The sequence below is a fragment of the Coleofasciculus sp. G2-EDA-02 genome, from assembly GCF_040226375.1.
Classification (GTDB): Bacteria; Cyanobacteriota; Cyanobacteriia; order Cyanobacteriales; family Coleofasciculaceae; genus Coleofasciculus.
The window spans coordinates 19,073-40,259 of record NZ_JAVKEW010000250.1; the positions used below are offsets into that span (position 1 = coordinate 19,073).

Consider the following 21,187-nt stretch of genomic DNA (forward strand, 5'->3'; position numbering starts at 1 on the left):
AGATGATTCAGACAGTTGGGGATACAATTAGCTGGGCATTTGGGCTAGAAGCCCAAACGCTCAATGTGTGGCAGATGGGATTACGGGCAGCGGTTATCTATGGGACTGCACTGATTATGGTGCGGGTGATAGGTGATCGACATTTTATCGGCAAATATGCGGCGATGGATGTGCTGCTGGGTGTTGTTCTGGGGTCTACCTTGAGTCGTGCCATTAATGGCGCAGCGCCCTATTTTGAAACACTAGGCGCGGCGTTAGTATTAGTGGGGTTAGAAAGCCGGGTAAGCAGGGGAGCATGAGGTATTGTGTAGGGGCGGGTTTCACCACTATCTTTTCGGTTACACCCATAAGTAACTCGCGCCCGCCCCGACTCAGGTTTTTAGACTCAGTTTGGTTCCCACTATTTGAGGATTAGAAATTGGGCAAAATTGGCGAGAAATTCATCATGGGAAAGCTTCTCATCCTGGTTGGTGTCCGATATCTTCCAAATATTGTCAATTTCGGCTGGTGTATATCCCAGATCTTGCAATTTTGCTGTCACTTCAGATTTTTGAACGATACCATCTCTGTTAACATCAATACCTTCAAAGACTTGCAGCATGGCATCTTGGAGTAAGGCTTGGGAAATTGCCTTCCGGAACTCTTCCTCAATAATATCAATGAACGGTTTGCCCTTCGCTTCTGTAATCCAAGGGTCCATGACAGTAGAGCGCAAAATGGTAATCGGCTCTTCAGCAACACCTGTAACTTGCAAGCGCTGTTTGTAATCCTTCATGAAGTCTTCACCGTAGTGCGCTGTCTCAAAATTAGTCGTGCTGACAATTAAGTTGTAACCGTAGATGTCAGAACCCGGTTTAATACTCAGCAGTTTGTAGAGGGCTTGATTGAGGCGGTTAGCTTTTGCCAAATCGTTATTAATTGTGCCATCTGGATTTTTGAAATTGAAGGCATAGGTGAGAATACTTTGATCCGGACCAATTTCTCGCAAAATCTCCATGACTTCGGCATCTTCCCGAATTTCGGCATTAGTTTTTTGGTCAATTCGCTCTCGGATAAATTGAATTTTTTCTGCCTCAGTGCTGCCGGGAACTGCCTCTGATAAATGGGGTACAGGAACGACAATAAAGCGGTCTTCTGGACGAGCCATGCACAGTAAGCGGGCGTATAATTTTTTGCAGCTAAACATCGCTCTGCCCAGAATTTCCCCATAACCCGTCGTATCCGGAGGGATGACTTTGTGGCTGAGGTAAACGGCGGCTGCAGCAGCACCTGGTTTGGAACCTTCCACGCCAAAGCTGCCGACATTGGGTTCCTCCTCCCCGTGATTGACGTAAGGAGCAATAAACGTGAGCAAGTCGCGCAGGGCAGCATTACGATAGCAAATTGCCCCTGCGGGATAAGGAATATAACCCGATTTGTGGGGATCGACGGTAATGGAATCCGCTTCCGTTAAAGCACGCATATGCTTTTCTGTATAGCAGCTAAGTTTGAGGGGAGGGCTAGGCACATCTTCCTCTGACAATGCTGCCATTCGGCGACTTTTGCGCTCTAACAAGCAGGCATAATAGCCACCCCAAGCTGCATCAGCGTGAATGTTAAATTCTAAACCTTTTTGGCGGAATTCGTCCCGCAGCGCCACGATATCGGCTAAGGGATCGACGGCACTTTCTTCGGTGCTACCCATGACGGCAATTGTGGCTAATACGGGACGGCGAGCATCCAAGCACTGTTGTAACTGATCCCTTAATTCGTTAATGTTCATCCGTGCATCTTTGTCGATGCTGATATCAATCATTTGGTTGGAACCAATGCCTAATAATGCTCCGGCTTTGGGCCAAGAATAATGCTTCGTACCAGGAACAAAATATACTGGCTGTTCGGGAACTTCACTCAGAAATTCTTGGGCAAAAGCTCTCATCCCCATTTTTTGTAGGGTATAGGGGGTGTCCTCAATTGTGTTTTTGACTAATTCATCGTCAATGCCACATTCGCTGGTTAGGCGTGCGGGAATATTCAGAATATCGTCGGCTTTCAGGTTGAGCATTGTCCAAGTATCTAAGCTAAGTAATGGCTTTTGAGTCCCATTGGGCAACGTCATATTAATTTCCTTGGCGGCTTCAAAACCAGGAGTTTCAGCGATGACTTTTTTCAAGGTAAAGGGATAAAACTTGAGATTCCTTGCTACCCAAAGTCCTTCAATATTAGCGACAGTCCCCCCGCAAGTAATATGACCCCAAGGCGCCATTACTCCGTCATTTATCTCGTCTTCGGTTGGCACATAATAACCGAGCATTTGACACAAATCCTTTCCCACCTCTATCTCTAGTAATGTGGTGACGGTGGACGCTTCAAAGGCTACGTTATTCGGGTTGTAAAGCATGGTGGCGAAATACCCTAAAATTGAGGGCATTGTTGTTTCCCATGTCATGTGACCTTGGTAGCGCAGGCTAAAGAAAGGGACGGATTTTTTCAGCCAAGCTAACAACTGCCGAAAGCTGTCTTTAGTCTGGTCTAGCGCCTGCAAGTAATTTGGGTTGCGCTTGACCGATTCGGTAATATAACTGGGATCGCTAGGATGGAAGTTTCGCCGCCAAAAACCGTGATCTCGCAAAGCTTCTACAATTAGGTTTTCTAGTTCGTCCAGGTTTTCGGATCGGGAGCCTAAAAACCAAGCTTCTACAGCCCGACTGCTCTGCCCAAAATCGGCGCTGTCGTCAAAGTCGAATAGGTTTTTGAGCTTCTTATGCTGCGCCATATATCCCTCTAATTGCTATAAATTTTAGTCATTTTTTCGATTTGGGGATATACTATCTGATTATAAGTAACGCCCTAAAAAATTTTATATTTTCTATAGATCATATAAGTATCTGGACATAAATTCTGTATGCTTTACTAAGAAAGGTTAAGAATCCTCAACTCCTTACTGTTAAGAGTCCTTAATGAAAGTCCCACTACTTAGATACAGATGCGGATGAAAAAAAATGGTGGGTTAATTGACAAGAAGGCTACGCCTACCCTGTCGCAATAACCCAACCGACAACCTCTTTAACAATGACCGATTACTTCAGCATACTCCGCAGCATCCAAGCGGTTTTCTCATGAGTCCGCATCCGTTCAGTTAACAGGTCAACAGAAGACTCATCATTCGCCCGTTCAGCCGCCGGAAACGCCTCCCGCGCCGTTCTTACCACGGCTTCATTTGCTTCTACCAGTAAACGTACCATTTCTGTGGCTTCCGGAACACCACGGGTTTCTGGAATGGAAGAGAGTTCGGCAAATTCGCTATAACTACCGGGCGCTGGATAACCAATGGTGCGAATCCGTTCGGCAATATCATCCACCGCTACAGCTAGTTCAGTGTACTCGGTCTCAAACATATTATGTAGCGAGTGGAACATCGGTCCGGTTACATTCCAGTGGAAGTAATGTGTTTTTAGGTAAAGGGTATAGGTATCAGCTAGCAGGCGAGAGAGTCCTTCAGCAATCTCTTTGCGGTCTTGTTCTGAAATACCAATATTGACAGGCGCAGATTTATCAGCAGTTTGCATAGTGGTCTCCTAATTGGCTCCAAAAATAACGTTAACAGAAAAGCTGGTATAGTTCCTTATTTCACAGAGTTTCACGGAAATCAATTAGCCAGTGTGACGCTTTCTTTGAATGAACGACTACACCCTTTACCCCGTTGCCCAAGGCATCTGGAACTATTTTTCCCACACCAACTGTCAATCTTAAACAATGAGCTATCTGTTACAGATCGTCCTAAAGGATGAACTGTCCTCATCCAACAAAAATGACGCTTCTTAGGCTAAATGTCGCATCAATACGGCGCGAGGGGCGCGGCGAACCCGGCATTTAATCGTTTCTTTACCTAGGCGCTGATGTGCCTCAAAGCGATGACACCCAGAGAATCCGTAATACTCTCCATCAACTTCGAGTACATCAATGGGTTCTTTTAATCCCTCTTCCTGGATGGATTTCATCAACTCTAGTACCTTATTGGCATCATTTTCGCGGGGAAGGGGACGACGGATTTGCTGTAGCGGAATTTCTCGAACCTCTACCATCGTGCCAGTAACACCTCTGCTCTTAAATGTTTACCTATAAATCATACTCGTTATGAGTTCGACTTGCAACTTAGAGATGGAGTATGGGGGAGTCATGTAGAGACGTGCCATGGCGCGTCTGTATGTAGGGGCGGGTTTTACCATTAACGGGACGGTTTTCACCCAGATGTGACTAAACCCGCCCCTACGGAGTACCATAATTCTAAGGGCAAAGGACGAATGACAATTATTTTTGAATCCGAGACAAATCCATATTGCCAAAATTAACAAAAAAGGCAACATTGAGGTTTTCTAAAGATTGAACTAACCAAAAAATATCATTGATGGTTTGACGTTCGTAGTGAGTGAATAAAATCGAAAATCGCTTTTCTAAATCGGGCTTAACTTTACTACACAGAAGAATGATTTTCAGCAATAATCCGGTTGTGCGAATCGGTCCAATATTAGAAATTAAATCGACAAAGAGATAGTGATTGGGATGCTGAGGGCTGCTGACTAAGAAGCTCAGTAATTGGCTACAGGTTCTCAGCAGTAAAAAGTCGTTAATTTTCTTAGAGTCGCTATCGGGTAAGGTGTTTTTGAGGTGTTGAGCCAAACGCTGATTGAATTGATGTTTTCCATAAGCCGGTTCAATTGCTGCTGTTAGGTATTCATATAAATCGGCTTTAAAGGCACGATAGGAGGGCGTTTGATTACTTTGCTTGAGGAAACTTTGGGCTAAGTCTCGGTAGGTATAAGCCCCTTCAACTTTGCCCATAAACTGCTTCAGGGCTAAGTAGAGTTCGCGATCGCTTAACAGGGTAGGATTGGGTACAGGTTGAACCAGAGTGGTGTCTGGGGTGGGGGTTTTACTGGACGCCAGTCGCACTCGCCGGATCAAATAAGTGACATATTGAGAGAGGTTCATTTCTAATTGCCACTGACGTTGAGTTTGAATGTGGCGGATAGTTTGCTGGTGTTCGTAGGAACTATCGGAACTGAGTAAGGCGTGGGTGTATAAATAGGGATATCGACAAATCAATTGCCCTAAAGCGGGATTGGAGTCTTGGCGATCGACATTTGCGGTGTGATCAACAACTTTGACTAAACGTTGTAGGGTTTGATAGTCTTCACTTTGAGTAAATTCTCCCAGGAGTTGTCGCAATCGCTTTGATAGTCCCGACGCTGCCCTAATTGCCCTAGGTTGGAAGGGTTTTTCAAATAATGCTACCAATTGCGCGATCGCATGATCTTGATTAGCTTGCATTTGCCAACGGTTGATCAGGATATGGCAGCAACGATTGAGAATATGGGTAAAGTCTTGATGGCGGGGATTGGCGAGGATAATTCGGTGGAAGGCAGCGATAATATCAGGTTCAGAGTAGTTTTTTGCTTTAATAAATAATTGATCAAAGCGTTCGATGAGTTGCTGAGGAGATTCTCGTTGTATCCAATAGAGCAAATGATCATATAATATCTGCTCGTCGGCACTTAAAGAACGAGGAACAGACGTTGGCGATAATTCTGGAGGGGTAGGTTGTGGAGTTCGTTGTACTTTAGATGTTGTATTTAATTGCTTTTGGGTGTCGCGGTTTCCCTGATCAGAACTGGCGATAGCTTGCTGACGGCTGGTACTTAGGAACTGGTATTCCTTTAGAGTTAAGCGTTTCCCCTTTGCCCAAGCCAAGGCTTCTTGTAATTGGTTTCGGTTCAACAAATAGGACTCATTCTGACATCCACTGGCAAACCAAGCTGTCATGGCACAGTGATAAGGACGAAGATTATCTAGGACTCTTCTCACCCAATCCTGATTAAAAATAGATTCATAGATGCGGTTATAGACTCTCAGAACAGGCAGGGCGTACTTCTGTCCGATTGGCTGTTTCACCACTAATCCTGATAGGCGTAATTCTCGTTGTTCCGGGCTATTATCGGCGGGGATTTCTCCTTGGTCGAGAATTTGCTGGTAGAGTGTTAATAGCTGACGGGTGCTGGAACGGTTAAGCAATAGGCGATCGCGGGTAGTGCAGCGACAAAGGCGATCGCGGATGGTTTTCAGGTGTTCCGGTTCATCTTTGGCTTCCCAGTTTTTAATAATGTGCGATCGCACATTATGTTCAATCCACGCGCCAATCTGGGATTTATCCTGGGGAATCTTGGTGGGAAGAGAGAGTTCGGCTTGGTGGAGGACAATCTGACACAGCTTTTGAGTCAGAAAGGGTTTACCACCAGTCCAGGTTAATATTTCTTGGATGATGGCGGGGGAATAGTTAACTTTGGCGGCTAATCCCTGGGCTAACGGTAAACATTCATGTAATTGAAAGCCTGTCAATTCAATTGCCCGACCAATATTAAACGGGGTGCTATTTTTATCTTGCATTAACTCCGAGGGAGTCGCGACACCCAATAGGGCAAATGTGAGGCGTTGGTAGGCGGGATAATCGGCGCGACTATCATAACAGGCGCGAATCGCGGCTAAAAAGTCATCGACGCGAAAGTTTAAACTGAGAACACTATCAATTTCATCGACAAAAATAACAATCCGTTGGGGAATCGCCGGCAGTAGGATTCGTTCAATGAACTCACTGAAGCGTTGTACGGGAGAGAGTAAATCGCGATCGCGCCACCATCGACGTAAGTTAAATTGTTGGGTGAGATCGAAACTAATCACCAAGCGACGGACTAAGCCAGCATACCATTGCTCTGGGGTCAGATTTTGGCAACCAATCTTAGTCAAGTCAATCGCCGCACAAGCAAATCCTTCCTTTTGTAAGCGGCGCATGGTTTGCACCCTTAAGCTAGACTTCCCCATCTGTCGGGAGTTGAGGACATAGCAGAAATTCCCAGCCTTTAACCCGTCGTAGAGTTCAACATCGGCTTGTCGCCACACATAAGTGGGAGAATCGGCGGGGAGGCATCCGCCAAATTGGTAGTTGTAGGCTAAGGTGGTATTCATAGTCAATGCCCTGGCAAAACGCTGCATCGGTAGGAGACCGGGTAGAGCGAAGTACTAAAAAAAGGGGTTACACCCCTCAGCGTAAACTATTTGTGGATCGATTGAGTTTATGTGGGCAAGCCTGAGAAAACAACTCTGGCAATGGCGTGGGTATAGGGGCTCACTTTCACTACTATTCTTCGGTTGCACAAGGGATGTGACTCGCGCCCGCCCCGATTCGCAGGTTTCTAGGCTTCCCGTGAAAAGTTAGGTCACAAAGGGGCGCGAGTTGCTTGGACAAGTAATTTAGTCAGTTGAGTGAGTTGGCGTTTATCAAAGGCTTTGACGATCGCGCGAGCCGCCTCTTTGGGTTCTACAGTAATCGTAATCTGTTTAGCACCGCCTTGGCTGGGGGTAGCTGTCGCCAATTTCTGTAACGCCGGACTTGCCTTTAGAGCATTCTCTTTTCCTTGTTGGACTTGATCGCTAGCTTGTTTGAGTTCTTTAATAACGATAGGTGCTAGAGAGTGGAACGAATTTTGCGAATTCGCGATCGCATCAGAAGCATTTTTCACCAAAAGTTGCCACGGTTCAACCGTTTGGGCGAGTTTCGCTAGCTTATGGCAATGCTCTTGCAGCTTTTGACGATTGGCGGGTGTTTCTGATTGTTTGAATAGCTGCAACATTTGCTTGAGGATACCTGTCACCTGAGCAGAAAAGTTCTCAGGTGCTTGACCCGCCGCTTTGGATGCACCCCTTGCAGGTTGTGCTGGGGCGGCAGTTTTTGGTGCACCACCACCAACTAACCGTTCCAGGTACGCCTGCAATTCCTTGAACGTCGGTTCGGCGGCTTGCACCATTTTATCGGCTTCATCATCCCGCAGACCAAAAGGTCTTTGGAGTTGTTCGATGAGGTCTTTGAGAGTGTCGTAGCCTTGTAAGAATAAACTCTCGACATGACGATCAAGCTTAACTGGATGTTCTTTGAGAATCTTCAAACAATCCTCTAAGCGGTGGGCAACTTTTTGTAGACTGCTAAAGCCAAGCATCGCCGCCCCCCCTTTGACCGAATGAGCCGCACGAAACATCTCATTGACCATCTCTGGGTCTTGGGCAGTCTGCTGCACATTCAATAACCCTTGTTCGAGAGTGTCTAGGTGTTCTTTCGCCTCTTCGATGAAATAACCTAAGATTCGTTGCTGATTCCCCCCATCCACGGCAGTTTTCCCTAATCCAAACAACTATGTATATACAAGACCTACAACCCAACCAAATAATACCAATAGTTATACGCAGCCAACAAAGAAAAAACCCCAATTCTGTTAAACTCTTTCTTTAGAGTACCTGAAACCAGCTAAAGAATCTTTCCAAATTTAGGGATCAGGAGGCACAAGGGCAAGGGAGGATCTTCTCTGTTGCCCAATGATATAGAACCAGAAGCTGCTCTTGAATTCCCTGTTCCCTGTTCCCTGTCTAATGACGAATGACCCATCAACCTTCAATTTGCCGCACAGCCGTAAGCGCTGAGTAGCTAACTCCAGCGGTGCCTTCACCGGGATGGGTGGAATCTCCCACTAACCATAAGTGATTGATGGGGGTGCGAGTGGCAAAGCCAAACGGACCGAATGTCGGAACTCGCTGACCAATCCCGCCGACGATTCCTTGATGGCGTCGAGTGTAATAAGCAAAGGTTCGGGGTGTTGCGGTTTCTTGGTGGATAATGGTTTCAGGGGTTAAGTCAAAGTACTGACCTAGCCGTGCGATCGCCTCTTGGGTATAGTTTTGTTTTAAGTGCTCATAATCCTCCTGAGAACCTTGCCACCACATCCGAGTATCGGTGAACGAGGAGGCAATAATCGTGGCTTTGCCGTCTGGAGCACGACCATCACCAGGTTTACTCACCGAGACAAATAGGGAGTTATTTTCGCCAATCTCACCGTCGTAATCGTAGAGAAATTGCAGGTGAGGCGGACAACCTACAGGAATAGACCTTTGGTCAACACCCAGATAAATGACAAAGGCACCCGATGCTTTTGGTAATTTATCGACGCGATACTGATAACCCTTGGGCGCTTGATTTCCCAGTAACTTGACCAAGTTTTGTGCGGTGACATTTGCCACCACTTCATCGGCTGATTCTGTCCAAACTTGCCCCGTTTTCTGATTTCTCACCGTTACGCCCATAACCTTGCCCTCACAAACCTGAATCTGTTCTACGGTATGGCGCATCAGCAGTTTACCACCCCATTTCTCCAACGCGGCAACTAGGCGATCGCTCAACACCTGCATACTCCCTTTGAGGTGAAACAGTCCTTGGGGGGCTTGGGAAACGCCGAGGGCAGTTGCAGCATAGAGTAAAGCGGTGTCATCGGCATTGACTTGGGAATAAAGCTTTAGCTGTAAATCCAGAAAGGTTCTCAATCGCTGATTGTCATAGAGTCGATAGCCCCGCAATGCATCTCCCACCGTCATAAACGTAAACGGTAGCGTAATCAACGTATCTGGACGCACCGCCGAGGTTAATTGCCACAAATCCCAGAGATTTCGTGGGGGTAATACGGGATCACGGGATTGAAATCTCCAACTGGCATTGAATAAAGTACTCATCAGTTGCCAGAAGGGTTCACTCCCCGGAAATTGTCGTTTCCGTTCCTTTGCCCATTTTTCTGGGTCACGCCAAACGTTAATCGGTTCGGTTTCGCCAGGGAGAAATACAGCACAACCGGGGTCACAGGGAGTCGCGGCGGGTAAATCAATTTCTAACTCCTCAAAAATTCGCTGATGAATACCACCCGGTTCTAAACCTGCCACTTGCGTCGCCCCCACATCAAAGGTAAAGCCGCGACGCTTAAATGTAGAGGCACATCCGCCAGGAACAAACGCTTGGTCGAGGACTAACACCGAGTAACCTCGACGGGCAAGGAGCGCACCAGCCGTTAGACCCCCAATTCCTGCACCAATGACAACGACGCGATGGGTTTTTCCTGTGGAAACGCTGGTCATGATTATGGCTTTACATTACTTAATATATTTTAATCTAAAAGGCACAAGGCACAAGGCTGTAAAATTTATGGTGTCTGCTTTTCGCCTATTGTTAAATTGAGATTATCGGGGTTGTAGGGGCGAATCACACGATTGTTGTGTCCCATCGGGCATAATGGCATCACAGAGGTTGGCTTGGCTAAGATTTGCCCCCTCTAGATTAGCGCCTCTCAGGTTCGCCTCTTGTAGATTCGCCTTCTCCAAATTTGCCCCCGCTAAATTAGCGTTACTTAAATCGGCTTGAAACAAGGTTGCTTCGGCAAAATTCGTGTCTCGAAGGTCAGAATTATACAGGCTAGCACCACTCAGATTTACATTGCGGAAATTTGCTCCGCTTAAATCAGCATTAAATAAGTTAGCCCCCCGCAATTGACGTTCCTCAGCCCCTTGATTGACAATTTCCCAAACCAGCCGCCATTTGGGGTCAAGGGTAGTCTCTTCATTGATTTTGGCAGTTCTCAGGTTAGCATTTTCTAGATTGGCTCCGGCTAAATTAACATTTCCCAGTTCGGCATTTCTTAAGTTGGCATTAGTTAAATTGGCATTGCTCAGGTCAGCATAGCGCAATTCAGTATTAGTTAACTGAGTCCCTTGAAGATTAGCACCCCGTAAATTAATGATAAATAAATAGGCTTCGGATAAATTGGAATTTTCTAAATTCCCATTTTCCAGATTCAACCCTTCTAAATTCGCACCGGACAAATCCGCCCCCGCTAAGGCTTGTCCGGCTATTCCTTGATTAACTAACTCCCAAACGAATAACCATTTGTCATCCAGGATAGTTTGACTATTAAATTGGGTTCCTCTTAAATCGGTGCGAAACAACTTGGTATTCTCTAAGTTAGCGCCTTTGAGGTTTACCCCTCTTAAAGAAGTTCCCTCTAAATTAGCGTCACTGAGATTGGCACCTTCTAGAGACGCATTGGCTAATTTAGCATGTCTTAAATCCGTTTCCTGTAAATTGGCAAGAGTCAGATTGGCATTCTGTAATGAAGCATTCATCAGGTTAGCTTTCCGCAAATCTGCAAACTGTAAATTCGCATTTTGGAGATTAGCCGCTTCTAAATTTGCTTCTTGTAGATCAACTTTAAGGAGTTTGGCACGAAATAAATTAGCGTTAGCGAGTTTAGCATTTCTGAGATCCGCATCCTCTAAATTTGCTCCCGAAAGTCGGGCTTCCTGTAAATCAGCTTCTCTTAAATCGGCTTCGACTAAGTTAGCGCCTTCAAGGTTAAATCCTCTGAGATTCCGCCTCCTCAAACGTACCTCTTGCAGATTACAAGTTGGACATTCTCCTTCATCTAATAGCTTTTCCACATCTTGATCCTTGGCGGCTTGCACGGAATTGCACAGACACAGCAGGATAAATAGGGCAATCTTGGTTAAGCTTGTGGCTATACCGAGGGTTTTAATCATGGATAAACGCATAGAAGATTTCATGTAGATAGGTATTTAGTATAGCCATTCTAAATTGTCTTGGAAAAGTTACTCAATCTTGTAGTGGCGTAGACCCACCTAAAATTGTGGAATAGGTTGGGTTCGTAGTAGGGGCTTTAGCCTTTAAAATTTTAACGGAGGCAATAACCTTTCAATAGAATATCCACCGCAACCCACCGACATACAGGCGGGGAATGTTTAAAATAGATAGAACCATTGGACAGGTTAGGTTCAAAAGCACAATTAAATAAAGGGCGGGTTTTGTTGTTCAGTTATGGGTAAGACGCTAAATTGAGTCCCTAAACCCGCCCCTACGATAGGTTTATAAATTCTGAATTCAAATGCCAATTATTGTTTCGAGCAGTTCGACACAAACTGGGGCGTGTTGCTTGCTCCCTAAGCTATTATAGGAGAAAGAGCAATCGGCAAGAGTATTCTCTTGCTCCCAGACGTGCCATGGCACGTCTCTACAAACCCTGCTTTTAGCGCTTAAGCTGACACCAATGCACGGAGCGTGCGCCCCTACAATCGTGACCTGCTCCCGCGAAAGGTGGTGACACCAAGGGGCGCTCTACTGAATAGTTTCCTCTCCATAAAAAGCCGCTCTATCCACAGGAGACCATTGCTGAAGCTTGCTGAGTAAGGCGGGGTCAGGTTGAATGCGCTGAATTTTCCCTTCTACTTTAGGACTATCAGGTCTCAGGGATTGTCCGCAAATTAGCAAAAACGACCACTGATACGTCTTGCCAATTTCCAGGGTTGGTGCATCAAGGGGCAGTTTAAAGCTGACTAAACCTCTCTGCTTAGGAAGTGATAGGGTTTTTTTGTAGAAATAATCTTCTGTTTCATCCTTGAGAAGAAATACAGCGTCTTGAGCGACTGTTGGTGGGATGTAAACAAAAAATGTGGGACGTTCCGCCACCGTAAATCCGTGATTTGTAGCTAACTCAAAGGGCGTAACTGATGTTCCCAGATTACCTATGTCATTGGGACATACACCACCATCTCGCGAGGCTCCCCCGGCTGAATCTCTGGGGGTTCCTTGCCTTTGAGGAATAAAGGTCACACTGGCTGTGTGAGACAGGGGTATCGTTTGAGCATGTAATGGTACTGGTAAATTACCAACCAGTAGAAGCTTCATGAAAAGACTGACTGACACGAGTGCCAGAGGTTGAGGTGTATGTTTCCAAGCCATGATAAAAAACCCTCGTGAAGAAGAATGAGCTGTAGTGCATCACAGGGATTTTAAGCGGCATCCCATAAAAGACAGACAAATAAGATTGATATTATACTAAACTCATTACAATTTGTCTATTTGTTTTTGAGCATACCAATTCCCTAGTAGAGCAACTGAAGGATTAGAGAGTACCTACCACCCTGGATGTGTCACCCCTTGTAACAGTTAGTTTTTATGTTGGAGTGTGGGGTCACACCCCTTATTATTATTTAACACCCAGTATCGTATCATAACGTTCAATGAGCCGTACCTAATAACATACATTCTTTACTTTTGTAAATATCAGGTAATCGACAACAGGGCAAAAGCTTTGAGTCAAAGCCAGTTTCCGACTAAGACAAAGGGCGCCCAGTAAAAGGGATGCTGATAATTAGATTGACGTAGGAGAGTAAGTTGAGCCTGACGCAGAGCTTGGGCTTTACTGACTTGAGATTGGGTAAGTTGTCGATAAAATTCAACCATTAACTGAGCTGTCGATTCATCATTAACTGACCACAACGTTGCTAGGGTACTACGAGCGCCCGATCGCACGGCTAATCCCGCAAGTCCCAAAGCCGCTCGCTTGTCCCCTGTCGCCGTTTGGCAAGCGCTGAGGACAAGGAGTTCAATCGGGTTGGTATCCTGTCGCTGTCTGACTTGCAGGAGTTGATCCAAATCTTTCACCTTGATGCGACCATTCCAAGTGAGTAGAAAGGTGTTCTCTGCTTTGGAGCTAAACTGTCCATGAGTCGCTAAGTGAACCACTGGGAATGGATTCGCCTCAATTTGCTCTTGCAGAGTTTGAGGGGTAAACTGTTGATTCAGGAGGATAGTCGAAGGAATTTGTGCGGCGATGCTTTGCACTTCCAACTCCACTGCGGGGAGAGCCGGAAAACCATCCCGCGCCTCGCTAAGTCCAGCCGTTAAGGTTTTTAGTTGCTTGGGGGAGAGCGATCGCGGCTCGATTAGTTGTAATCCTAGGGATAGAGCAATATTATAGTTCTCGATCAGATACTGCTGTCCATCATAAAGCGCCGCCATGGGCAAATTCCGTAAAGCACCATCCAACACAAAGACGAGGGTTTTAATCTCATTCTCCCTTAACTGAGTCTCAATCGGTCGGATTAACCAATCATAAAGTTGTTGGGAAAGGCGTAACCGTTCTCTGTTTGACCAAGCTGGATTTAAGGCTTGTAGGAGTTGCTCAATGGTACTATCTATTTGAGTTTGAGCTAACTCCGTTTGGAAATAGCGCAGGGGTTTTCCGGGTAGGGAGACAATAACGGCAAAATGATTCGGTAAAATAATCGGGTAAATGACTGAAGCTTGGGGATCAATCTGATCAATGGTTTGGCGTTGAACTTGCCAACAGACTTCCCGAAAGAAGTTCTCCAATTCCGCCAATCTTAGGGATTCAATGGTTTCACGCCCTGCTTTGAGCTGTTCTGGTGTGGGCTGATTGCTTAAGAGCAATTCCACTAAATTCCGATAAATGGGTTCAACGGTTTCCCGAAAGGAAAATTGCACATCAGGATTAATCGCCATCAAATCACTGCGTAAGGATTGCAGGGTATAAACCGCTTCCCGATTTGCCGCGATCGCGCCTGTCAGATTACCTTGGTATTGGAGTATCTGACTCAATTGCCATTGCCAACGATAGGCGATTTCAGTGGCTTGTATTCCTTGCGCCAAACTTAATGCTTCCTCAGTTAACCTTTGCGCCTCTAACCACTGCTGTGTCTGCATATAAAGATGTCCCAATTGACCGAGGGCGTAAGATTCAGATCTCTTATCATTAAGCTGTCTGGCTTGTTGAATCGCTCTGGCTAATAATTGTGCGATCGTTTGTAGTTGCGCTTTAGCGCCGGTAAAATTGGGTGGAGATTGAGATACTATACCCTGTTCCCTAGGTAGGGCGGGTTTAGTCAAGTTAGCGGTTTCTTGGGTAAGGTTATCAGTCAAACCCGCCCCTACAGATTGGCTCCCAGACGTTACATGCAACGTCTCTACATGGCTTCCCATTTTCATTAAGCTTTCGGCGAAATTCACTTGAGCATAAACCGCCGCCCGATTTCGGGGTAAATTAGATAATTCAGCTTGAATTTGGGGGACTAAGGTTTGGGCGTCTGTCCAATTTTGGGTTTCAATCAGCATGCTGAGTTGGTTGAGTTGGGCTTCAACTTGAGTCAGAGGGGTGGTTGCTGTTGAGGCGGCTTGTTGATAATAGGCGATCGCATCTTCAAAGTCTTGTTGCGCTCTCGCTGTATTTCCTAGGCTAAATAGCGTCGCACTTTGGTCAGCTATTGCATCGAAACCCTGAGTTATTGCCAAACTTTGCTGCAAAACCTGTTGTGATTCCTCTAGATTACCCACCACTTGCAACGCAACGCCCAGACTCCGTAATCCGGCGGCTTTGAGTAAGGAATCGGGTTGAGTTTGGAGCTGGGTTTTCACTCGCTCTAAGGTAATCTGCGATCGCCGATAGAGTCCCAATGCTTGTAAGACTTGCGCTTGGTTAATTTGGCTCCCGAATACACCCGTTTGATCACCCGCCTCTTGATACGCCTGTTCTGCCTGTTTCCACGTTTCTAAAGCCGCTTCCATTTGTCCTTGTGCATAATGGAGACTGGCTTGAGTATTCAGAAGTTGGGCGAGAAGGCGTTGATGATTGCGGGTGGGTTTGAGGAGATTAGCCACTAGATTTAGGCTTTGGGTAATCGTTTGTTCCGCCTCCTGCCATTGTCCCAATTCTTGATAGGCTAAGGAGAGATAACTTAAACTCAGGGCATGGTGGATGCGATCGCCTCGATCTTGATAAGCTTGCATCGCCTGTTGCCAAACGGTAATCGCTTGCCAAAAATGCCCCGCCGCGTAGAGAGCTTTGCCTTGTTCAAGTTGAGTTAAAGCATTGTCATCCTCCTGAGCTGAGTTCAAATCCCCCTGTTCTTTGTTTCCTATTCCCTGTTCCCTATTCAACAATTGAGTCTGAGTTAGTTCTGTAAGCGGTATCGGCGGATACTGCGCTTGGGTGGGAAAAACCCACGTTATCAGGAACAATGTGAGTAATCCTAACCCGATACAGCGACTGAAAGCCTTGAGCCGTGAGGAGACTGACGCTATTGTTTGAGTTCGCGATCGCCTTATAACTGTTTTCAGTCTGATGCGGGGCAACAATGTCATAATATCAAATCCAATAGCATTGTCATTGCATCTTGGTGAGGGGGTAGAAGGGTAATGCTTTTAATGCTGCTGTACCAATAACTATGGGTATTATAGGCGAACAATAAAGCTGGACATGATCTGAGGGAAAGGATGAAAAGTTTTGAGTAATACCAAATCCGGTTTAATATCCCCTTTCTAATCCAGTCCGCGCAGGCGGACGCAAGTTTGCGTAGCAGCGATTTTAATCGCCATGACAACTCGGATAAGCTGTCAGGCATTTAAATTAGGTATTAGCAGCGAGCAAGATGTTTTATTTAATAACAATGAGATGTTCTGGATGACTCTAGCCTCCTCAGTCTATTATTAGGCATATCAGCCACCAGTTCGACATTGCCATCTGCATCAATCACCCATCCTTGAGCTTCCACAATAGAAGAGTGGTGAGAAATCAGGTTTTTCTCTGGATGTATTTCCTCTCTTGTCGATGGGAATTGCTGTCGATTCTCTGCAGGTCCCGTCTCTCCCAGATTTTCTTCATCCAAATTCAGAGAACGCAAATCTTGCCAAAGGGTTCGACCGCGTAAAATTTGGCTGGGGTCTTCGGGTAGTCCACCTCGTCCAGTCATGACAAAGGAATTTCCTGTTTCAGCGACACAACCTGTGGCAATTTGATTACTGGGTTGAGTAAAATTTTCCGGTAACTGAACTAATCCCCGATTCGGGTCAATCCCCTGAATATTTAAAGTCACCAGACCATTAAATTCTGGTCCTAAATCTGATGTGGCGGTGATATCGCTATCTGGGGTAAGTTCATCCCGAAACTGAATGCCAAAAATACCCTGAGCCGTAATACTAACACGACCGCCTCGACCTTGACGAGCATTAGCGGTGATATCACTATTATCGATCGCGACTAGAGTATTGGTATCGATTGTTATATTACCCCCATCACTGTTCTCTGTATTCGTCGTAATCCGACTATTGCGCCGCAGTAGCACATTCGATGCTTCGAGTCGAATATTTCCCCCTGTCCCCGCCACCGTAGCTGCACTAATTCCCCCTTGATTATCCAGCCAAATCGAATCGGCTGTGATATCCAAATTACCAGCAGCACCCGATGCTGTCCCCCTGACGCCAACTTCTGCGCCATCCCACACATTTAACTGTCCGGTTTGAATCTGCAAATCCCCAGCACCGCCTGCACCACTGGTATTGGCTTCAATCGCACTCGGTACGATACCATCCCCAATAATGCCAAAGGAGACTCGTTCGACAGCGGGAGCAACACCCGTCGCCCCACCCGCCACTGTGACTGATTCAGAAGCATTGATATTTAAGCTTCCGGCTGTACCTGCACTCCCTGTAGCGGCGGAAATTTGAGCGCCATCCCGCACACTTAAGCGGCGCGTGTTAATCATTAAATCTCCAGCGGGTGCTGTTCCCCTTTGTCCTGCTACGGTTAACAGCGATGACGAGGTAAACAAACCACTCAAAAACTGACCATCAGCAGAAACACCCCTCAATTCCACCGTATCGGCGTTAACCCGGAGATTTCCCCCTCGTCCCCCACCCGCCGCAGCAGCTGAGATTTGTGACCCATCAGCAACAATGAGTTGACCTGTATTCAGGATAAAATCACCAGCATCCCCTGCACCCAGAGTCGTTGTGAACAAACCGCCGGGAACAACAGCGTTGGCGGGGGTTCCTCTCAGTTCCACGAATTCAGCCGTTACAGTTAAATTCCCCCCTTGACCTTGACTCATCGCGCTAGGTGTGGTACTTAATGATGTACCCTCTAGCACTCGCAACTGATTCGCGGTAATTTGGAAATCCCCGGCGTTTCCTTTCGCCGTAGTTCCGGTCAGTAAGAGAGACCCACGGGTTAAATCTGCGAACTCTGAAACGTTTAAAATTAAGTCACCACCATTCCCCTCTGCAAAGGCTGTGGTGAGGAGAGTCGCGCCATTTTGTACAATCAATTGATTGGTTTCAAGGGTTAAATGTCCAGCATTACCCTCTCCACCACTAAAACTAAATAAACCATTACTCAAATTAAATGGGTCAAAGGTTCCGGATAGAAGCTGTTGTGCGAGTTGTGAAGGAGTTGTACCAATCACATCCACTCGGTTAGCTTGAATGGTCAAATCACCTCCTGCACCTGTACCAAATGTAGAGGTAGACGCAAAGGCACCTTGTTGCAGTTTCACCTGATTTGCCTGAATATCAATTCCGCCGCCGTTTATATCGCCGAAGGTTTCTGCCACTAGGTTTGAGCCTTGAGTCAGGGTGACTTGTCCCCCCTGCACCCGAATTTTGCCACCACCACCAGCACCTAAATCACTGGTATTGACGGCTGTAGCATTGCTTAAGTCAATATTGCCAAACTGTTGTATATCTGAATAGTCCAAGGCAAAACCTGTGGTTATAGGAGTCAGATTAACTCGTCCCGAACTCGCCACACTCCCCAATTCAATTCGCCCTTGCGCTGCTGTTATATTTGCTCCATTTAATGATAAATTTCCGCCCACAAGTGCCAAGGTTTGACCGGGGTTTACTGATAAGTTACTATTTGTTTGATGAATAATCGGCGACGGATTGGAACCAAACTGCAAGCCAATTGGTACATTAATGGTTAAAAGGGGCGGTGATTGGGGATTGGTGGTGCTGAATTCACTGCCATCAGGAAAGATAACACTGTTGGCGGTACTGGCTAAGAAAGAGCCACCGATATTGAGTTGAGCATTGGCACCAAATATAATTCCGTTGGGATTAATCAGCACTAGGTTAGCTGTGCCATCCGCACCAATGATGCCATCAATCAGGGATATCTTGTCACCCGTGACGCGGCTGATAATGGTTTCTATGTCTAGATTTGGGGTGTTTAGTTTAAAGACGGCTTGTGAATTTGTCGGAATAGAAAATTCATCAAAACTGTGTAAGAGAGAATTTCCGACTCTGATTCCTCCTTGAATTACACCATTGGTAACGTTGGTGTTGGTTGAAAAATTATCTGTGTCGGGGATTATTTCGGCATTGGTTGCGCTGATGAGGGTGAGAAGGGTGAGAAGGGTGAGGATAATATTGCTAGGAATCCAGAGGATATGATGTTTTTGTTTGGGAAAACAATAGTTCATGATTAGGTTATATCTGTGAAGAGGAACTGTTCCAGACGTAGCATGCTACGTCTCTACATCGGGGCGGGTTTAGTTACATCTGGGTGAGGTAAAAAATGATAATAGTAAAACCCGCCCCTACATAAAACTTTCTTTCTTACTCAATCACCAATTTTCATATAAAAATGATAAGGGGCGGCTCATGTTGGCAGCAAAGCCGAGAATTGCGCGATCGCGATGTTCATACAATACGTTACCGTCTGCATCAAATAAGAATGTGGCACCTCGCTGTGTCATATAGGCGGGATTTGGAACATAGGTTTTCCAATTGCCCAAAACTTCCACCATATTCCGTAGTCTCAAGGTAGCTAGTTCAAAGGGGCGCTGATATCCACTTCCCCCAGCGAATTGAAAAAATGAGCCTTTGAGAGGGGGTAAGGGTTTCGCTTTGATGATTTCCTCATCGCCAATCAGCTGAGGGGCGTTGCGATCGCCCCGATAACCGCGAAACACTTCAGCCAGTGTACCTGGGCTACCAATACCCGCACACATTAATAGTAAGTTGAGCCAAGCCGTTTGAGTGCTAGAAAGTCCAGGAAGTTTAAAATTCAACCCCGGATAAAGGTTAAGCTGACGATGCAATTGAGCCTCTGGATCAACAAACAACCACTCAGCCGGAAATCCGGTATAGTGACAAAACTGTTTTCCTGAATCGAGATTGCCAATCCCCACAGCGCGAATGGCGATTCCCTTAGCATGCAACTGTTCAGCCTCTCGCTGTAACCAGAAGGCGTATTCGAGGCTGTCAAAGTCACCAAGTTGAGAGCAAACGAGTACCAGGATGCGGGGGGTATTCTCGCAGTTTTCCAGGAGCGATCGCGTCATACCATCCCTGACTCGTTGGCGTTGAGTTTGATGAATAATAGCGTAGGGATTCATATTAGGCTAAAACTGTGATGAGTAAAGATTGTTGTGCTAATGATAACAATGACTGATATATAATCGGGCTTGACTGCTTCCTTTTCAGGTAAACTGCCACAACTATGAAAAAAATTCTAGAGAAATTAGTTCCTCTTGCTGCATTAGGTTTTTTGCTAGTATTGGTTTTTCAACCTCAAGCCTCTGTAATCCACGAAGCAGGAAATACAAATAAGCGGGTCATCGGGATATAAAATTTGCAAATAAAAGGTCGGGTGTTTGATGTTGAGTTCGTAGCCGGGAGTCTACGGATAAACCAAACAGTACAGACGTAGCATGCTACGTCTCTACATCGGGGCGGGTTTAGTTACAGATGGGTGCCGAGTTATTGTGCTAGAAACCCTGCTTATTGACAATATGCGTTTACCCTGCCAGCCCATCGAACCCGCCAGGTTAACTTGAGATTAATTATCGATTCACAAAACTTCCTAGTTTGACCGCAACTTCATCAAATCTTTACTTGACTCCTTGGCATTGACGGAATAAAGTAATCCATAGTATATTTTTCAGTTTACAGCACCATTTGAATTAAAGTCATGCAAAACATTTTCACAAAAATTGCCGTTACCGCTGCGACTTCGGCGGCTTTATCGATGGCGATCGCTCAACAAGCCCAAGCGATCTCGTTCAACTTTAATTGGCAGGGGGATACGGGTTATTCAGCAAAGGGGATGTTCAGCTACGACGAAACCACAGCTCCAACCATTATTTCTGAAAGTGGTGCTGGAGCGACGAACAACCTACAATCCTTAATGGTTTCTTTCTTCGATCCAGACAACAATCCGCTCCAGTCTTTTAATACGGTGACTGACGGAGTATCTGAATCTCCTTTTTTCAAATTTAATTTTGATACTTCGACTCAAACCCTGTTTGGTGCTTTTGATGTAGGAGGGGGTACGGGCGTAATCGGAGAACAATTCTTCTCGGGAGAGATTGGTAGCTTCTTGCAATTGCGTCAGGATGTAGATCAAATAGCCACTTCAATTCAATTAGATCGAAATTCTGGGGAGATTACAGTTAGTGCCAAAACATCAGTACCAGAGCCTGCTTCTGTTTTGGGTGTATTGGCATTCGGTGCAATGGGTGCCGGTTCAATCCTGAAGAAAAAGCAAGCGTAGAGCGTTCACAAATTGACAATGGATAATGAACAATGGATAATGACCTCTCCTTAAAAGAAGAGGATTGAAATTAAGGAAAATCTTTTTTAATTTCTTCGTAAACGAAGAGGTCTTAGACCCAATTAATCAATTGTCAATTATCA

General features: G+C 45.9%; 14 protein-coding genes. 3 read left to right on the forward strand and 11 right to left on the reverse strand.

Features of this window, described 5'->3' with window-relative positions:
- The first annotated feature begins 2 nt into the window (after nucleotides 1–2).
- On the forward strand, nucleotides 3–299 hold the full coding sequence (locus RLO19_RS29050; protein WP_446360978.1) for a hypothetical protein: 297 nt from the start codon (nucleotides 3–5) through the stop codon (nucleotides 297–299).
- A gap of 101 nt (nucleotides 300–400) precedes the next feature.
- On the opposite strand, the gene RLO19_RS29055 is transcribed toward RLO19_RS29050, so the two are convergent.
- The 11 genes from RLO19_RS29055 to RLO19_RS29105 all read right to left on the reverse strand — a co-directional run bounded on the left by RLO19_RS29055 (nucleotide 401) and on the right by RLO19_RS29105 (nucleotide 19,887).
- Nucleotides 401–2,755, reverse strand: a complete 2,355-nt coding sequence (locus RLO19_RS29055; RefSeq protein WP_446360980.1) for a pyridoxal-dependent decarboxylase — start codon at nucleotides 2,753–2,755, stop codon at nucleotides 401–403.
- Between the two features lie 304 nt (nucleotides 2,756–3,059).
- Complete coding sequence (locus tag RLO19_RS29060) at nucleotides 3,060–3,548, reverse strand: Dps family protein (RefSeq protein WP_006106596.1); 489 nt, start codon at nucleotides 3,546–3,548, stop codon at nucleotides 3,060–3,062.
- A gap of 252 nt (nucleotides 3,549–3,800) precedes the next feature.
- Nucleotides 3,801–4,064: a ParB N-terminal domain-containing protein gene (locus RLO19_RS29065; RefSeq protein ID WP_446360982.1), complete on the reverse strand. Its 264-nt coding sequence runs from the start codon at nucleotides 4,062–4,064 to the stop codon at nucleotides 3,801–3,803.
- A 226-nt stretch (nucleotides 4,065–4,290) separates the two neighbouring features.
- The gene (locus tag RLO19_RS29070; RefSeq protein ID WP_446360984.1) at nucleotides 4,291–6,999 is read right to left on the reverse strand and encodes an AAA-like domain-containing protein; all 2,709 of its coding nucleotides are present in this window, start codon (nucleotides 6,997–6,999) and stop codon (nucleotides 4,291–4,293) included.
- 251 nt (nucleotides 7,000–7,250) lie between these two features.
- A complete protein-coding gene (locus RLO19_RS29075; RefSeq protein ID WP_446360986.1) occupies nucleotides 7,251–8,195 on the reverse strand; it encodes an Hpt domain-containing protein in 945 nt (314 codons plus the stop codon).
- A gap of 274 nt (nucleotides 8,196–8,469) precedes the next feature.
- Nucleotides 8,470–9,981 (reverse strand): C-3',4' desaturase CrtD, encoded by a 1,512-nt coding sequence (gene crtD / locus RLO19_RS29080; RefSeq protein WP_446360988.1) that lies wholly within the window; start codon nucleotides 9,979–9,981, stop codon nucleotides 8,470–8,472.
- Nucleotides 9,982–10,083: 102 nt separating this feature from the next.
- Nucleotides 10,084–11,436: a pentapeptide repeat-containing protein gene (locus RLO19_RS29085; protein WP_446360990.1), complete on the reverse strand. Its 1,353-nt coding sequence runs from the start codon at nucleotides 11,434–11,436 to the stop codon at nucleotides 10,084–10,086.
- A 592-nt stretch (nucleotides 11,437–12,028) separates the two neighbouring features.
- Nucleotides 12,029–12,652: a DUF928 domain-containing protein gene (locus RLO19_RS29090; RefSeq protein ID WP_446360992.1), complete on the reverse strand. Its 624-nt coding sequence runs from the start codon at nucleotides 12,650–12,652 to the stop codon at nucleotides 12,029–12,031.
- Between the two features lie 357 nt (nucleotides 12,653–13,009).
- On the reverse strand, nucleotides 13,010–15,853 hold the full coding sequence (locus RLO19_RS29095; protein ID WP_446360994.1) for a CHAT domain-containing protein: 2,844 nt from the start codon (nucleotides 15,851–15,853) through the stop codon (nucleotides 13,010–13,012).
- Between the two features lie 296 nt (nucleotides 15,854–16,149).
- Entirely contained in the window at nucleotides 16,150–18,969 is a 2,820-nt protein-coding gene (locus RLO19_RS29100) for a two-partner secretion domain-containing protein (RefSeq protein ID WP_446360996.1), read from the reverse strand.
- 144 nt (nucleotides 18,970–19,113) lie between these two features.
- Nucleotides 19,114–19,887, reverse strand: coding sequence for a peroxiredoxin-like family protein (locus RLO19_RS29105; RefSeq protein ID WP_446360998.1), 774 nt, complete (start codon nucleotides 19,885–19,887; stop codon nucleotides 19,114–19,116).
- A gap of 315 nt (nucleotides 19,888–20,202) precedes the next feature.
- On the opposite strand from RLO19_RS29105, the gene RLO19_RS29110 reads away from it, so the two are divergent.
- Nucleotides 20,203–20,328, forward strand: coding sequence for a hypothetical protein (locus RLO19_RS29110; protein ID WP_446361000.1), 126 nt, complete (start codon nucleotides 20,203–20,205; stop codon nucleotides 20,326–20,328).
- 134 nt (nucleotides 20,329–20,462) lie between these two features.
- Entirely contained in the window at nucleotides 20,463–21,044 is a 582-nt protein-coding gene (locus tag RLO19_RS29115; protein WP_446361002.1) for a PEP-CTERM sorting domain-containing protein, read from the forward strand.
- Nucleotides 21,045–21,187 lie beyond the last annotated feature (143 nt).

Excerpts from the sequence above, each read along its gene's own strand:
- RLO19_RS29110 (WP_446361000.1), top strand. The coding sequence starts at position 20,203 with ATGCTACGTCTCTACATCGGGGCGGGTTTAGTTACAGATGGGTGCCGA.
- RLO19_RS29065 (WP_446360982.1), bottom strand. The coding sequence starts at position 4,064 with ATGGTAGAGGTTCGAGAAATTCCGCTACAGCAAATCCGTCGTCCCCTT.
- RLO19_RS29085 (WP_446360990.1), bottom strand. The coding sequence starts at position 11,436 with ATGATTAAAACCCTCGGTATAGCCACAAGCTTAACCAAGATTGCCCTA.
- RLO19_RS29070 (WP_446360984.1), bottom strand. The coding sequence starts at position 6,999 with ATGAATACCACCTTAGCCTACAACTACCAATTTGGCGGATGCCTCCCC.
- RLO19_RS29060 (WP_006106596.1), bottom strand. The coding sequence starts at position 3,548 with ATGCAAACTGCTGATAAATCTGCGCCTGTCAATATTGGTATTTCAGAA.
- RLO19_RS29100 (WP_446360996.1), bottom strand. The coding sequence starts at position 18,969 with ATGAACTATTGTTTTCCCAAACAAAAACATCATATCCTCTGGATTCCT.
- RLO19_RS29115 (WP_446361002.1), top strand. The coding sequence starts at position 20,463 with ATGCAAAACATTTTCACAAAAATTGCCGTTACCGCTGCGACTTCGGCG.
- RLO19_RS29095 (WP_446360994.1), bottom strand. The coding sequence starts at position 15,853 with ATGACATTGTTGCCCCGCATCAGACTGAAAACAGTTATAAGGCGATCG.
- RLO19_RS29050 (WP_446360978.1), top strand. The coding sequence starts at position 3 with ATGATTCAGACAGTTGGGGATACAATTAGCTGGGCATTTGGGCTAGAA.
- crtD (WP_446360988.1), bottom strand. The coding sequence starts at position 9,981 with ATGACCAGCGTTTCCACAGGAAAAACCCATCGCGTCGTTGTCATTGGT.
- RLO19_RS29090 (WP_446360992.1), bottom strand. The coding sequence starts at position 12,652 with ATGGCTTGGAAACATACACCTCAACCTCTGGCACTCGTGTCAGTCAGT.
- RLO19_RS29105 (WP_446360998.1), bottom strand. The coding sequence starts at position 19,887 with ATGAATCCCTACGCTATTATTCATCAAACTCAACGCCAACGAGTCAGG.
- RLO19_RS29055 (WP_446360980.1), bottom strand. The coding sequence starts at position 2,755 with ATGGCGCAGCATAAGAAGCTCAAAAACCTATTCGACTTTGACGACAGC.